Source organism: Flavobacterium sp. (genome assembly GCF_021151785.1).
Lineage (GTDB): Bacteria > Bacteroidota > Bacteroidia > Flavobacteriales > Flavobacteriaceae > Flavobacterium.
This window is the reverse complement of sequence record NZ_JAGKWP010000061.1, coordinates 1-14875: the sequence shown is the minus strand read 5'-3', so window position 1 is coordinate 14875 and position 14875 is coordinate 1. Positions and strand designations below refer to the sequence as shown.

Annotated in this window: 12 protein-coding genes; 8 read left to right on the top strand and 4 right to left on the bottom strand. The window is 32.4% G+C overall.

Annotated elements, in window-relative coordinates; translation table 11 throughout:
- Positions 1-210 precede the first annotated feature (210 nt).
- The 8 genes from QZ824_RS07605 to QZ824_RS07570 all read left to right on the top strand — a co-directional run bounded on the left by QZ824_RS07605 (position 211) and on the right by QZ824_RS07570 (position 11491).
- Positions 211-1557, top strand: coding sequence for an MFS transporter (locus QZ824_RS07605; RefSeq protein ID WP_291275423.1), 1347 nt, complete (start codon positions 211-213; stop codon positions 1555-1557).
- A 9-nt stretch (positions 1558-1566) separates the two neighbouring features.
- The gene (gene pgmB / locus QZ824_RS07600) at positions 1567-2223 is read left to right on the top strand and encodes a beta-phosphoglucomutase (protein ID WP_291275422.1); all 657 of its coding nucleotides are present in this window, start codon (positions 1567-1569) and stop codon (positions 2221-2223) included.
- A 43-nt stretch (positions 2224-2266) separates the two neighbouring features.
- Positions 2267-4555, top strand: a complete 2289-nt coding sequence (locus tag QZ824_RS07595; RefSeq protein ID WP_291275421.1) for a glycoside hydrolase family 65 protein — start codon at positions 2267-2269, stop codon at positions 4553-4555.
- 4 nt (positions 4556-4559) lie between these two features.
- Positions 4560-6674 carry a glycoside hydrolase family 97 protein gene (locus QZ824_RS07590; RefSeq protein WP_291275420.1) on the top strand — a complete coding sequence of 705 codons (2115 nt, stop codon included), beginning with the start codon at positions 4560-4562 and terminating at the stop codon, positions 6672-6674.
- A 45-nt stretch (positions 6675-6719) separates the two neighbouring features.
- Positions 6720-8555 carry a glycoside hydrolase family 13 protein gene (locus QZ824_RS07585; RefSeq protein ID WP_291275419.1) on the top strand — a complete coding sequence of 612 codons (1836 nt, stop codon included), beginning with the start codon at positions 6720-6722 and terminating at the stop codon, positions 8553-8555.
- The gene (locus QZ824_RS07580) at positions 8556-9485 is read left to right on the top strand and encodes an alpha/beta hydrolase-fold protein (RefSeq protein WP_291275418.1); all 930 of its coding nucleotides are present in this window, start codon (positions 8556-8558) and stop codon (positions 9483-9485) included.
- Between the two features lie 9 nt (positions 9486-9494).
- Complete coding sequence (locus tag QZ824_RS07575) at positions 9495-10937, top strand: alpha-amylase family glycosyl hydrolase (protein ID WP_291275417.1); 1443 nt, start codon at positions 9495-9497, stop codon at positions 10935-10937.
- Between the two features lie 116 nt (positions 10938-11053).
- A complete protein-coding gene (locus QZ824_RS07570; RefSeq protein WP_291275416.1) occupies positions 11054-11491 on the top strand; it encodes a retropepsin-like aspartic protease in 438 nt (145 codons plus the stop codon).
- Here QZ824_RS07570 and QZ824_RS07565 read toward each other — a convergent pair.
- The 4 genes from QZ824_RS07565 to QZ824_RS07550 all read right to left on the bottom strand — a co-directional run.
- Complete coding sequence (locus tag QZ824_RS07565; RefSeq protein ID WP_291275415.1) at positions 11488-12699, bottom strand: TCR/Tet family MFS transporter; 1212 nt, start codon at positions 12697-12699, stop codon at positions 11488-11490. The two genes, QZ824_RS07570 and QZ824_RS07565, sit on opposite strands and share 4 nt — an antisense overlap.
- Positions 12700-12820: 121 nt before the next feature.
- Entirely contained in the window at positions 12821-13831 is a 1011-nt protein-coding gene (locus tag QZ824_RS07560; protein ID WP_291275414.1) for a hypothetical protein, read from the bottom strand.
- Positions 13832-13847: 16 nt separating this feature from the next.
- A complete protein-coding gene (locus QZ824_RS07555) occupies positions 13848-14387 on the bottom strand; it encodes a hypothetical protein (protein ID WP_291275413.1) in 540 nt (179 codons plus the stop codon).
- Between the two features lie 77 nt (positions 14388-14464).
- Positions 14465-14875 (bottom strand): T9SS type A sorting domain-containing protein (locus QZ824_RS07550; protein WP_291275412.1); only part of this gene is annotated, 411 nt, incomplete at its 5' end.

Below are 14875 nucleotides of genomic sequence, written 5' to 3'. Positions count from 1 at the left end.
ACGTAATAGTTGATTATAAAGTATTGAAAAACAAATATTTAATTTTTTAAAAACCACATTTTTTAAACAATAAATTTTTTTAAAAGTGTAAAAGTTACCTTTTTTTTATTTTATATTTGTAAATATCAAAGCTTATATTTTTCACTTCACTAACAAGTTTTGATAAGCATATGTAACGCTTATCGTAGTATTAATAACTAATTACGATAAATGGAAAAGCGTAAGTTAAGTTTCTGGGAAATTTGGAACATGAGTTTCGGATTCTTAGGAATTCAAATGGGTTTTGCCTTGCAAAATGCAAATGCAAGTAGAATGCTTCAAATTTTTGGTGCTGATGTGCATGAACTATCTTGGTTTTGGATTATAGCTCCTTTGATGGGACTTATAGTTCAACCTGTTATAGGTCATTACAGTGACAATACATGGACAAAATTCGGAAGAAGAAAGCCCTACTTTTTAGCGGGAGCACTTTTAGCCTCTGTTGGTTTAATTTTAATGCCACAAGCTGAAATTTTTATTGCATTTATGCCAGCCCTGTGGGTGGGTGCAGGAATGTTAATGATTATGGATGCATCTTTTAACATTGCTATGGAACCGTTTCGCGCACTTGTGGGAGACAATTTGAGATCAGATCAACACACTTTAGGTTTCAGTATTCAAACAGCATTAATAGGGATTGGTGCCGTTATTGGCTCTTGGTTACCTTATGTTTTAACACATTGGTTTCAAATTAGCAATCAGGCAACAAACACTTCAGCCGTTCCGGCTAACTTGATTTATTCATTTATTATTGGGGCAATGGTATTAATTGCTTCTATTTTAGTAACTATTTTTACAACTAAAGAGTATGCACCAGAAGAATTAGAACAGTTCAAAGAGGAACAAGCGCATATTGAAGCTTTAGGTGAAGCTAGAGAGGCTAGGCTTTCAGATGTTATTTCTGATTTTGCTAAAATGCCAGAAACCATGCGTCAATTGAGTTGGGTACAGTTCTTTTCTTGGTTCGGACTTTTTGGTATGTGGGTGTTTACCACACCAGCAATTGCTCAACATATCTATGGTTTAAGTATTGAAGATACTAAAAGTGCTGATTTTCAATCTGCGGGAGACTGGGTTGGAATCATTTTTGGTGTTTACAATGCAGTTTCAGCATTGGTAGCATTTGCGTTGCCTTTTGTAGCTAAAAAAATAGGAAGAAGAAAAACACATGCGATTTCTCTTGCATTGGGAGGAATTGGGTTGATTTCTATGTATTTTATGCCTAATAAAGAAGCCTTAATTTTTTCAATGGTTCTTGTTGGTTTTGCTTGGGCAAGTATTTTGGCTATGCCTTATGCTATTTTAGCAGGTTCTATTCAGCCAAAGAAAATGGGAGTTTATATGGGGATTTTTAATTTCTTTATTGTGATTCCTCAAATCGTCAATGCAATCATAGGTGGACCTCTTGTTAAATATCTATATCAAGACCGTGCCATCTTTGCTATTGTTATGAGTGGAATAAGTTTTTTTATTGCTGCTTGGTTAGTACTCAAAGTAAAAGATTCTAAAGATAGATAGGTATAAATAATGAATAAGAAGGTGTTTATATTCGATTTAGATGGTGTAATAGTTGATACTGCTAAATACCATTTTTTGGCATGGAAAAAAATGGCTGATTCTTTAGGGATTCCTTTTACTCATGAGGATAATGAATTGTTAAAAGGTGTTAGCAGGGTTCACTCCCTTGAGATTATTTTAGACTTGGGGAATGTTTCTTTGTCTCAAATAGAGAAAGAAAAGTGCTTGCTTCAAAAGAATAAAGATTATTTGGCTTACATAGAGAAAATGAATGAAAGTGAAATTCTTCCAGGTGTCATTCGTGTTCTTGATTTTTTAAAAGAGCAGGGGCAAAAAATAGTTTTAGGTTCAGCAAGTAAAAATGCAAAACCTATATTAGAAAAAGCAAAAGTTATTCATTATTTCGATGCCCTAGTTGATGGTAATGATGTAACTAATGCTAAACCTGATCCAGAAGTTTTTCTGCAAGGAGCACTAAAAGTGAAAATGCCAAACGAAGCGTGTGTTGTTTTCGAGGATTCTCTAGCCGGAATTCAAGCTGCTAATGCAGCACACATGGTTAGTATTGGAATTGGTTCACATCATGTGTTACATGAAGCAGATTTCTGTTTCAATGATTTTACAACTATATCTAATTCTTTTTTATTAGATATAATAAACAATTAGTACTTGTCTTTGAGACAAATTGAGAATTGATAATTAAGAGAAAATGAATCAAGATTATATTATACCCAATAACTGGTCGATTATAGAAGAAGGTTTTGACGCAGCGCGAGTTAAATCGTCTGAAAGTTTATTTAGTATCGGTAACGGTGCGATGGGACAACGTGCCAATTTTGAAGAATATTATTCAGGAAGTACCTTTCAAGGTAGTTACATAGCCGGGGTATATTATCCTGATAAAACAAAAGTAGGTTGGTGGAAAAATGGTTATCCTGAATATTTTGCTAAGGTTTTAAATGCACCAAATTGGATTGGTATTCATGTTGAAATCAATGGCGAAAATTTAGATTTAGCAGCATGTCAAAAAGTAGAAAACTTTAGACGTGAATTGAATATGAAGGAAGGTTGGCTAAGTCGATCTTTTGAAGCTACAATGCAAAATGGTATCCAAGTTCATGTAAATGCAGTCCGATTTTTATCTCTGGATTTAGATGAATTAGGCGCTATTCGTTATGCAGTAACTCCAATGAATAGTGAGGCAAAAGTTGTTTTTAAGCCTTTTATTGACGCCGGAATCGAAAATGAAGACACCAATTGGGAAGAACAATTCTGGGAAACACTAAGCGTACATGAATCTGATAATCAAGCTTTTGTTTTGTCTCGAACTTTGAAAACACATTTTACGGTTGCAACTTATATGCATAACAGTATTTACATCAATAATGTTATGACAGATGTAAAACCATTGGAAAGTAAAAAATCAACACATACACTTGTATACTCTTACGAAATTGCTGCTGTAAAAGGACAAACAGTAAGTCTTCAAAAATTGGGAGGATATGTTTCTTCAATGAATCATCCAGTTGAATCGTTGATTGTAGCTGCAAAAAACGTGATTCAAAAAGGATCGGAACTTGGTTTTGAAACCTTATTAGAAAATCAAAAAAAGGCTTGGGCTCAAATTTGGGAAATGAGCGATATTACTATTGATGGTGATGTAAAAGCACAACAAGGAATTCGTTTCAATATTTTTCAATTGAATCAAACGTATCTTGGAAAAGACGCTCGTTTAAATATTGGGCCAAAAGGTTTTACGGGTGAAAAATACGGAGGTTCAACTTATTGGGATACAGAGGCTTATTGTATTCCATTCTATATGGCAACTAAAAATCAAAGTGTAGCTAGAAATTTATTAGTTTATCGATACAATCAATTGGATAAAGCAATTGAAAATGCAAAAAAATTAGGTTTCAAAAATGGAGCTGCTTTGTATCCTATGGTAACTATGAATGGAGAAGAATGTCATAATGAATGGGAAATTACGTTTGAAGAAATTCATCGTAACGGCGCCATTGCATTTGCTATTTTTAATTATTATCGATTCACAGGGGATTACAGTTACATCCCTGAAAAAGGATTGGAAGTTTTAATTGGAATTGCTCGTTTTTGGCACCAAAGAGCAACATTTTCAACACATAAAAACCAATATGTTATTTTAGGGGTTACAGGTCCAAATGAGTATGAAAACAATGTAAATAACAATTGGTACACTAACTACATAGCTAAATGGTGTATCGACTATACGTTAGAACAAATAGAAAAAGTAAATAACGAATATTCATTAGATTATATAAGAATCATGAATAAAGTTAAACTTTCTCAAGCTGAAATGGATGGTTGGAAAGCCGTTGCTGATAACATGTATTTTCCTTATTCACAAGAGTTGGGTGTGTTTTTACAACAAGATGGTTTTCTTGACAAAGAATTAATTACAGTAGCTGATTTAGATTTGTCACAACGTCCTATTAATCAAAAATGGTCATGGGATAGAATTTTACGTTCACCATATATCAAACAAGCAGATACGTTACAAGGTTTTTACTTTTTTGAAGATCATTTTACCAAAGAAGCTCTAGAACGTCATTTTGATTTTTATGAGCCATTTACCGTTCACGAAAGTTCTCTTTCACCTTGTGTACATGCTATTCAGGCAGCTGTTTTAGGAAGAATGGAACAGGCTTATACTTTTTATTTAAGAACTTCTCGATTAGATTTGGATGATTATAATAAAGAAGTGCATGAAGGTTTACACATTACTTCTATGGCAGGTACTTGGATGAGTATTGTAGAAGGTTTTGGCGGAATGCGAGTTAAGCAAGGTAAATTAACTTTTGAACCAAGAATTCCTAAAGAATGGAAAGGTTACTCATTTAAAATAAATTTTAGAAATACTATTGTCAAAGTAAATGTAACGCATGAAGGGGCTTCTGTTTCTTCAGAAGGTAACAAGGCTTTGGAAGTAATTATAAATGGAGATTCACAATTAATTAGTTAGTATTATGGTAAAGTATTTCGTTGCTTTTTTAGTTGGAGTAACTTCCTTTTTTCATAGTTTTTCACAAGAATTAAAATCGCCAAATGGAAATTTTAAATTAGTTTTCGCTCTAGAAAATGATGGTACTCCAACTTATCAACTTTTCATGAAAAACAAAGAAATCATTAAAAAAAGTAAGTTGGGATTAGAACTTCAAAAAGATAAAAAGTCTTTACTGAATGACTTTGAATTAGCAAATGAAGTTCGAAATAGTTTTGATGAAACATGGAAAACTATTTGGGGTGAGGAAACCGAAATTCGTAATTATTATAATGAATTAGCCTTAACATTAAAACAAAATGAGACCGAAAGACAAATTATCATTCGTTTTCGTTTATTTAACGAGGGTTTAGGCTTTCGTTACGAATTTCCAGAACAGAAAAATTTAACGTATTTTGTTGTTAAAGAAGAACGTACCGAATTCGCTATGACAGGTGATCATACTGCATTTTGGATCCCAGGGGACTATGATACGCAAGAATATGATTACACAGAGAGTAAGTTAACTGAAATTCGAGGTTTGTTTAAAAAAGCAGTAACAGAAAACGCATCTCAAAAACAATTTTCAGATACTGGAGTTCAAACTTCTTTGATGCTAAAAACTGCTAATGGAATTTACATAAATATTCATGAGGCTGCTTTGATTAATTATTCCTGCATGCACTTGAATTTAGATGATAAGAACTTAGTTTTTCAATCGCATTTAACACCAGATGCTAAAGGAAATAAAGGGTATCTACAAACACCTTGTGTATCTCCTTGGAGAACTATTATTGCAAGTACTGATGCACGTGATGTATTGGCTTCTAGAATAACATTAAATCTTAATGAACCATGTAAAATTACTAACACATCATGGATTAGACCTATAAAATATATAGGTGTTTGGTGGGAAATGATTACGGGGAAAAGTTCTTGGGCATATACTGACGAGGTTCCGTCTGTTCATTTAGGAGTTACTGATTTTTCAAAAGTAAAGCCAAATGGTAAACATGCGGCAAATACTAAACATGTAAAAGAGTATATTGATTTTGCTGCTCTTCATGGGTTTGATGCTGTTTTAGTTGAAGGTTGGAATGAGGGTTGGGAAGATTGGTTCGGACACGAAAAGGATTATGTGTTTGATTTTGTAACACCTTATCCTGATTTTGATGTAAAAGCAATTCATGAGTATGCTAAATCAAAAGGAATTAAAATGATTATGCATCATGAAACCTCAGGTTCAACTCGAAACTATGAACGACATTTAGATAATGCTTTCCAATTCATGAAAGCAAATGGGTATGAAGCGGCGAAAACAGGATATGTAGGAAATATCCTTCCTTTAGGTGAACACCATTATAGTCAGTCAATCTTAAATCACTATCAATATGTAATTGAGAAAGCTGCTGATAATAAAATCATGATCAATGCTCATGAAGCGGTTCGTCCTACCGGAATTTGTAGAACATATCCTAATATGATAGGAAATGAATCGGCTAGAGGTACAGAATTTCAAGCTTTTGGTGGTTCAAAGGCAAATCATACTACTGTTTTACCGTTTACTAGATTAATTGGTGGCCCCATGGATTATACACCTGGAATTTTTGAAATGGATATTGCAAAATTAAATCCAAACAATAATTCTCATGTCAATGCTACTCTAGCTAATCAATTGGGATTGTATGTTGTTATGTACAGTCCTTTACAAATGGCTGCCGATTTACCAGATAACTATAATCGCTTTTTAGATGCATTCCAATTTATAAAAGATGTTCCTGTTGAATGGGCTACTACAAAGTATTTAGAAGCAGAACCTGGCTATTATGTTACTATTGCTAGAAAAGATAAAAAATCAAACAATTGGTATGTGGGGAATTCGAATGGTTATAATTCTAGAGCAGCTTCGGTAAATTTAGATTTTCTAGAAAAAGGGAAAAAATACGAAGCCATAATCTATTCAGATGCTGAAAATACTGATTATAAAACGAATCCACAGGCATACAAAATAACAAAACACAAAGTAAATAACAAAACAAAACTGTCTTTAATAACACCAGCAGGCGGCGGTTTTGCTATTCAAATTAAAGAAATTAAATAACATTCCGAACTTTGACTTTTCCGAGTTTGGTATATTTTGATTAACATGGTAAAATTTATTCAACTATATGTATTTCTTTTTTCAGTTATTCTAACTGCTCAAATTGAGAGAGTAGAGCCTCCTTTTTGGTATGAAGGCATGAATAAAAATGAAGTGCAAATTTTGTTTTATGGTTACAATATAGCACAAAATTCTGTAACCGTTTCTAATAATGTGGTTATCACAAATGTGACTAAAACAGAAAATTCAAACTATCTTTTTGTTACTATAGATACCAAAAATGTTGTAGCTCAAGAGTTGCAATTTACATTTATTAATGGGAAGAAAACATTCAAGAAAAATTTTGAAATTAAAAAGCGTAAAATCAATTCAAAATTTAGAAAAAGTTTTGACGCTTCTGATGTGATGTATCTTTTAATGCCCGACCGATTTGCTAATGGAGATCTTATGAATGATTCTTCACCAATGTTAACTGAAAAAGCTAATAGGGCTTTGCCAGGAGGCAGACATGGAGGGGATATTCAAGGAATTATCAATAATTTAGATTACATAAAAGAATTAGGAGCAACGGCTATTTGGAGCACCCCTTTGTGTGAAGACAACGACAAAGAATATTCTTATCATACTTATGGCCAATCAGATGTATATCGTATAGATTCTAGATATGGAACAAATGAGGATTACCAAAATCTGTCGGCTGAAATGCATAAAAGAGAAATGAAGTTAGTTATGGACTATGTAACCAATCATTGGGGAGCAGAACATTGGATGTTTAAAGATATGCCTACTTATGATTGGTTTCATCAGTTTCCTGGATATGCGCAAAGTAATTATCGCATGACTACACAATATGATAGTAACGGTTCAAAAAGAGATGCAAAGTATTGTATGGACGGTTGGTTTGTTCCAAGTATGCCTGATTTGAATCAATCGAATCCTTTAGTGTTAAATTACCTAATTCAAAATGCAATTTGGTGGATTGAATATGCTGATTTAGACGGGTTCAGAGTAGATACATATTCGTACAATGATAAAGAAGGAATCGCAAAGTGGACAAAAGCCATTATAGATGAGTATCCAAATTTTAATATAGTAGGAGAGGTTTGGATGCACGATCAAGCTCAAATTTCCTATTGGCAAAAAGACAGTCCAATTGCTAAAATACAAAATTATAATTCGTTTTTGCCAAGTGTTATGGATTTTACTTTACATGATATCTTTGGTAATGTTTTTTATGAAGATAAAGCTGATTGGAGTAACGGAATGATTAAATTTTACGAAAATTTTGTAAATGATTTTTTGTATGCTGATCCAAAAAATCTTTTGATTTTTTTAGAAAATCATGATACTGGACGTTTTAATCATATTTACAATAAGGATATTAAAAAATATAAATTGGGGCTTACATTATTGGCTACTATGCGTGGAATTCCACAATTGTATTACGGTTCCGAAATTGGAATGGCGGGTGATAAAGGCAAGGGTGATGCCGATATTCGTCAAGATTTTCCTGGTGGTTGGAAAGGCGATGCAAATAATGCTTTTTTAGCAAGCGGAAGGACTGCAGAACAAAATCAATTTTTCAATTTTACGAAACAGCTTTTAAATTGGAGAAAAAACAAAGTAGTCATTCACACAGGAAAATTGACTCACTATATTCCTGAAAATAATGTGTATGTTTATTTCCGTCACAATGAGAAAGAAACGGTAATGGTTGTTTTGAATAATAATCCTGAACCACAAAAATTAAAATTAGCCCGTTTTCAGGAAAATATACTTTTATTTTCTAAAGGAAAAGAAGTACTTAGTGGTAAAGAAATTAGTTTAAAAGATGAGCTTTTAATTGAAGGTAAGTCGGCTATGATTTTAGAATTAAAATAAATGAAATATTGGGTATTCATATTGATTAGCTCTTTTTTGTTTTCACAACGGATTCCTACCTATGAAGTACTTTCTAATAAACTTGATTTCGAGGGTACAATCCATAGAATAATGAAATTTCCTTCGAAATATGTTCAAGTTCGAACGGTTGATGTTTGGTTACCAGAAGGATATTCTAATACTAAAAAATATGAAGTACTATACATGCACGACGGACAAATGTTATTTGATGGTAAAACAACGTGGAATAAACAAGAGTGGGGGGTTGATGAAACCATTTCTGAATTAACTTTAAATCAACAAATAAACGAAGTCATTGTCGTTGCTATTTGGAATATTCCTGAAGTACGTCATCTGGATTACTTTCCACAAAAAGCAATGGTTTATTTAACTAGAGAAGAAAAGAAAATAGTATTTGATAAAGCAAATTCTTTATTTTTGAATTTCAATAATTTGTCAGCGGATAATTATTTAAAGTTTATTGTAAATGAAGTAAAGCCATATGTAGATTCGACTTATTCTGTTGAAACAACGGCCTCAAAAACGGCTATAATGGGTTCTAGTATGGGTGGGCTAATTTCTATGTATGCACTTTGCGAATATCCTAATATTTTTGGTAAAGCTGCTTGCTTATCTACTCATTGGATTGGCTTAAATAATTTAGAGCACAATCCTATTCCTGAAGCTATTTTTAGTTATCTAAATAGGTATTTACCTCAATCGAAAACACATAAAATTTATTTTGATTATGGTACTAAAACATTAGATGCTAGTTACTTACCTTATCAGAGTAAAGTGTCTGAAATTTTAAGAGCGAAAGGTTATAATAGTTTTTCAAGTGAAAATAAAAGATTTGAAGCGGCTGATCATTCGGAAAATGCTTGGAAAAACAGACTTTCAGTTCCTTTGCTTTTTTTGTTTAAAAAATAAAAATAAAAGATGAAAAAAATTACGTTATCATTCTTCATTCTACTTACAATAGTAGCTTGTAATTCGTCAAAGAAAGTATCAAATGTAAATTTTGTACCACCAACAGCTTACTATCTTAATTCCTCTGACTTAGAAAATGCGGTTATTTATGAGGCTAACATTCGTCAGTATTCGCCTGAAGGAACTTTTAATGCGTTTACTAAAGATATTCCACAGTTGAAAGAATTAGGAGTAAAAATTATTTGGGTTATGCCTATTTTTCCAATTTCGCAAACTAAAAGAAAAGCAACAGGAGGCGATAATAGTAAGTTTGCTTCAGAAATGCCTGAAGGAGAACAACATAAATATCTTGGTAGTTATTATGCAGTTTCTGATTTTAAGAAAGTAAATCCAGAATTTGGCACAATGGAAGATTTTAGAAATTTAGTTAAAACTGCTCATGAAAATGGAATTTATGTAATTTTAGATTGGGTGCCTAATCATACGGGGTGGGATCATGTTTGGATAAAAGAGCATCCTGAATTTTATACTAAAAACGAAAAAGGAGAAATTATTGATCCAATTAATCCAGAAACTGGAAAATCTTGGGGCTGGACAGATGTGGCAGATTTAAACTATGATAATCAATTGTTAAGAAAACAAATGATTGCAGACATGAAATATTGGATTACAAAGGAAAATATTGACGGTTATAGATGTGACGTTGCGAGTAATGTGCCCTTAGATTTTTGGAAACAATGCATTCCACAACTAAGAAAAGAAAAAAACATATTTATGTTGGCAGAAGCATGGGAGCCTGAATTAATTAAAGAAGATTTATTTGATATGGTATATGCTTGGGAAGGGCATCATACATTAAATAAGGTTGCCCAAGGAAAAGAATCTGTAAAAGAGCTAAATGCTTATTTGAAAAAGATGAATGAGCAATATGAGTCCAATGATATTTTGATGAACTTCGTTGATAATCATGATGAAAATTCTTGGAACGGAACCATGAAAAGTAGATTAGGCACTGCCGAAGAGATAATGACTGCCTTAACTTATTTATTGCCAGGGATGCCATTAGTATATAGTGGAGACGAATATGGACTTGATTATAGTTTGAAGTTTTTTGAAAAAGATGTTATTCCAAAAGTGAAAGGGAATCATTGGAAATTACGTGCTAATTTAGGCGCACTCAAAAAGAATAACCCCGCATTAAATGGTGGAAAATACCCCGCAAGTTTTAAAAAAATTATATCATCCAATGAGGATCATATTTTTGCTTTTGAAAGAGAAAAAGAAGGTAAGAAAGTAATTTTTATTGGTAATTTGTCCGACCAATCTATTGAAACTAAAATAGAATTAAAAGGAGATTTTACAGAATATAAATCTGGAAAAAACATTTCATTTAGAGCAGATACTCCCATTAGTTTAAAACCTTGGCAATATTTAATTTTAGAGAATAAATAATTTTTTGTATAGTGAGTAATTTTAAGTTAAGAAGAAGCCTTTAGATATTTTACTAAGGGCTTTTTTGATTTATAGAAATTAAATGAAATGTTGTATTTTGGTCTTTTATTTCAATTATGACCGATTTAAAAGAGTTTTTAGCAAAGAAAAGATACAAAAAAGTAAAGTTTAAAATTTTAAAAACCCAACACCTCGTTTTAAAAGCAAAAGTAAATGGGGTTTCGGGATGGTTTATTTTAGATACTGGCGCCTCAAATAGTTGTTTAGGTTTTAAAAGTGTAACCAAATTTGGTTTGTCTCCTGAACATACCGATTCTAAAGCAGCCAGTGCCAGTTCATCTGATATGTTCACACAATTGGCTAAAAGAAATATAGTGCAACTATCTACCTGGAAAACATTAGATTTTACTTTCGTTGTTTTTGATCTAACACATGTTAATGCCGTTTTGTCTAATTATGGAGTGGCTCCAATTGACGGTATTATAGGCGCTGATATTCTTTTAAAAGGGAAAGCAATAATTGATTATACAAATCATTATTTGTATCTTATTTAACGCTTTTTAAATGAAATATATGCAATGACTGTGCTGATTAGCATTAAAATACCTCCTAAAACAAAGGGAGCCCCTGCAAATAAAAAGGGAGCGTCTTTATGTGTAAAATAATAAAAAACCATGGACATCATAGGTGGTCCTACTATAGCTGAAGCACTCATTAAACTGGATAAAGTACCTTGAATTTCACCTTGTTCATTGGCAGGAACTTGACTAGAAATTACGGCTTGCATTGCGGGTCCTGCAATTCCACCTAAACAATAAGGAATTAAGAAAAGAAACATCATCCAGCTCTCTGTAGCTAATGCAAATAAAAACATTCCGAAAGTATAGAGTCCCATTCCAACATATACACTTTTTTCATTGCCTAATTTAGGATTAATTATTCTGATTAAACCGCCTTGAACAATTCCTACCAATAAACCTATTACACCAAGTGATATGCCGACCATTTTCTCGTCCCATTTAAATTGGTACATGGTAAAATAGCTCCAGTTACTATGAACTGCGTGTGAGGCAACATATAATAGAAAAATAGCCAGAACTAAACCAATTAATTTTGGATATTTTCTTAAATGAAGAAAGGCTCCTATAGGATTAGCTCGTTTAATATCAAAGGTTCTCCTATTTTCTTTAGTAAGTGATTCGGGTAAAATAAAATAACCGTATAAAAAATTTATTAAACATAATATTGCAGCGGCATAAAAAGGTACTCTGGCGCCATATTGTCCTAATAAACCTCCTAAAACTGGACCAATTATAAAACCTAGTCCAAAAGCAGCTCCAATCATCCCAAAATTTTTAGCACGATTTTCAGGAGAACTAACATCCGCTATATAAGCTGAAGCAGTGGTTATACTCGCACCTGATACACCTGCAATTATTCTTCCTATGAAAAGCCATGTTATTGTGGGAGCAAAGGCTAATAAAATATAATCAAGGGCAAATGCAAATAGAGAAAGTAAAATGATGGGTCTTCGCCCATATTTGTCACTTAAATTTCCAATGATAGGAGCAAAGATGAATTGAGTTATGGCATAGGCAAAAGTCAACCAGCCACCTATTTTTGCAGCTTCGCTCACATCACCATCTATAAGCTCTTGAATGAGTTTAGGGATTACAGGAATTATGATTCCCCAGCCTGTGATATCAATTAACATCGTAATAAAAATGAATCCAATGGCTGCGTTTTTCTTTTCTTTTTTCATTTAAGCAAGTTTTCTTTTGATGCAAAGGAAATAAAAAAATCCCAAATTCTTAGAATTTGGGATTTTGAATAGCTAAAATCATTAGAATGGTTAGGAGTTCTTAATGAATTTTAGGAAGAAGTTAAGGAGTGAAACATTTACAACTTATTTCGCGTTTTGTTCCAATGCCTTCACCTAGAAGATATAACTCATTTTGGTACTGATTACCATCATAATCCTGAGCAAAACTATATTCATCATAACTGCATTTCCCATCTTTAGTTTTGCCAATAGTAACATTTATTGTTCTTCGTAAAGGAATACCCGTGTACTCATTTTTTGCAATATACCAACGATCTGAAGTAATTCTAACTTCTTTTGGTGTATCTCCGTAGTTTCTGTTTTTATAAGCAGCAATAATTTTTGCTTCTAAGGCTTTGTCTGTCATTTTTGCTTTTGGTAGACAAGCTTGAGGATCATTGCGATCAATAGGTGTGTTTTTAACAATCATGTCTATTTCACCAACAGCTATAGGTTTGTAATCAAAGTTGTCTCCAAAACCAGCTGTTTTAAAAGGCACAACTTCAATTTTTAACTTATGAGTTCCAGGAGTTAATAAATCTTGCTTTCTTTTAAGATCAATCATCAAAGATTCTCCGAAATAAAGATCGTCTGTTCCATCATTAAATTCAGCCCTATGTGTCGCTAATCCATGCATGTCAGATTCTTTAAATTTGAAAGCATAACTTGTATTTGTTACTTTTTGTCCATCAAGATAGAGAACAAATAATATTTTACTTTGGTACTCAAATGGTCCTCTATTTTCGTTTATTTCTTTTGGTTTTATTCCACTTTGTTCCAATTGTAACATCATACTATTTGCTGGAGAATTAGCAAACCAAGCTCTCATGGATAGTTTATCTCCAAATGTATAGGTTTTGATATACTTAGATTCTGGTAAGGTACGTTCAAATTCTTCATTAGAAAAACATACTTTTCCAATGTTATTTTGATATTGTGGCATATCTAATTTTTCCTCAGGATAAAGTTCTAATTTACTTTTCCCGCCTACTTTTTCTTTTAATTTTCCTAATAGTTGAGCTTGTGAGTTTATTGATAAAACAAGACAAGCAAATAAAATAATTTTTTTCATTTCACTAATTTTTAAACTATGCTACTTGTTGTTTTTTTAAATGTAATTTATAGCTCATAAAGGCACAACCCGATGCTACAACTAATCCAATACAAGCAATTAACGCTAATGATTTAGGATTAGCACCAGAAAAAGTTCCTTCTTCTATGTATGGAGTGATATACCATAAAACAATAGATAAAACAGACACAAGAATGCTTAACGACGTAACGGCTGCTTTTTTCATGAAAGCAACAATTAACATTGCAAATGCAAGGGCAGCTAAAAGAATTCCTGTATTTCCTGCATAATCTACCTGCCATCTTGGCGGTACACTTTCAATAAGCTCTAAATTATCTTGAATTTGAGGGTCTTGAATTTTGGTTACATCAATTCCTTCTTTTTTTAATTTATCAATTTCTGTTTGAGCTTTTTCTACTAATTGATACACCTCGTCTGTTTTTTTTGGGTCGCCATCTGTTCCCATTCTGTTGTCAATGTTTCTAAAAAGTATGCTAGCGCAAAATCCGCCTACTAAAAAGGCAAAGACCATAAAAATTAAGGATACTGTTCTCATAAATTTAGTTTAAATTGGTTAATTATTTAGTTATCTTTTTAAAAAATATTTTCAATTAATAAATAAAATATTTCGCTTTATTGCTTAATTATTTTTACTGTTTTAACTTCATTATTAGAAGTTACTTTTATCCAATAAGTACCTATTGACAAATGAGCAACATCAATCGTAGCTTCGTTGCTGTTTATGGTTTTAGTCATCAATTCTTGCCCTATGAGATTGTAAACTGATATTGCTGAAATGTTATCATCTAATGAAATAGTAAGAACAGTTTTTACGGGGTTTGGATAAAGTTTTATTTTATCTGATGAGAAAGATTCAATCCCAAGAACTTGTGTTGTAAATGACCCACCAGAAGACCAGTTAGTTTGTGTATTGCCACAAATTGATTTTACCCAAAAATAATAAGTTGTATTTGGTGCTAAATTATTCAAAACAGCAAAAGTATTTGTTGTATTTCCAGTTATAGCATTACTAGAAAAAGGATC

Excerpts from the sequence above, each read along its gene's own strand:
- pgmB (WP_291275422.1), top strand. The coding sequence starts at position 1,567 with ATGAATAAGAAGGTGTTTATATTCGATTTAGATGGTGTAATAGTTGAT.
- QZ824_RS07570 (WP_291275416.1), top strand. The coding sequence starts at position 11,054 with ATGACCGATTTAAAAGAGTTTTTAGCAAAGAAAAGATACAAAAAAGTA.
- QZ824_RS07555 (WP_291275413.1), bottom strand. The coding sequence starts at position 14,387 with ATGAGAACAGTATCCTTAATTTTTATGGTCTTTGCCTTTTTAGTAGGC.
- QZ824_RS07565 (WP_291275415.1), bottom strand. The coding sequence starts at position 12,699 with ATGAAAAAAGAAAAGAAAAACGCAGCCATTGGATTCATTTTTATTACG.
- QZ824_RS07585 (WP_291275419.1), top strand. The coding sequence starts at position 6,720 with ATGGTAAAATTTATTCAACTATATGTATTTCTTTTTTCAGTTATTCTA.
- QZ824_RS07605 (WP_291275423.1), top strand. The coding sequence starts at position 211 with ATGGAAAAGCGTAAGTTAAGTTTCTGGGAAATTTGGAACATGAGTTTC.
- QZ824_RS07560 (WP_291275414.1), bottom strand. The coding sequence starts at position 13,831 with ATGAAAAAAATTATTTTATTTGCTTGTCTTGTTTTATCAATAAACTCA.
- QZ824_RS07590 (WP_291275420.1), top strand. The coding sequence starts at position 4,560 with ATGGTAAAGTATTTCGTTGCTTTTTTAGTTGGAGTAACTTCCTTTTTT.
- QZ824_RS07595 (WP_291275421.1), top strand. The coding sequence starts at position 2,267 with ATGAATCAAGATTATATTATACCCAATAACTGGTCGATTATAGAAGAA.
- QZ824_RS07580 (WP_291275418.1), top strand. The coding sequence starts at position 8,556 with ATGAAATATTGGGTATTCATATTGATTAGCTCTTTTTTGTTTTCACAA.
- QZ824_RS07575 (WP_291275417.1), top strand. The coding sequence starts at position 9,495 with ATGAAAAAAATTACGTTATCATTCTTCATTCTACTTACAATAGTAGCT.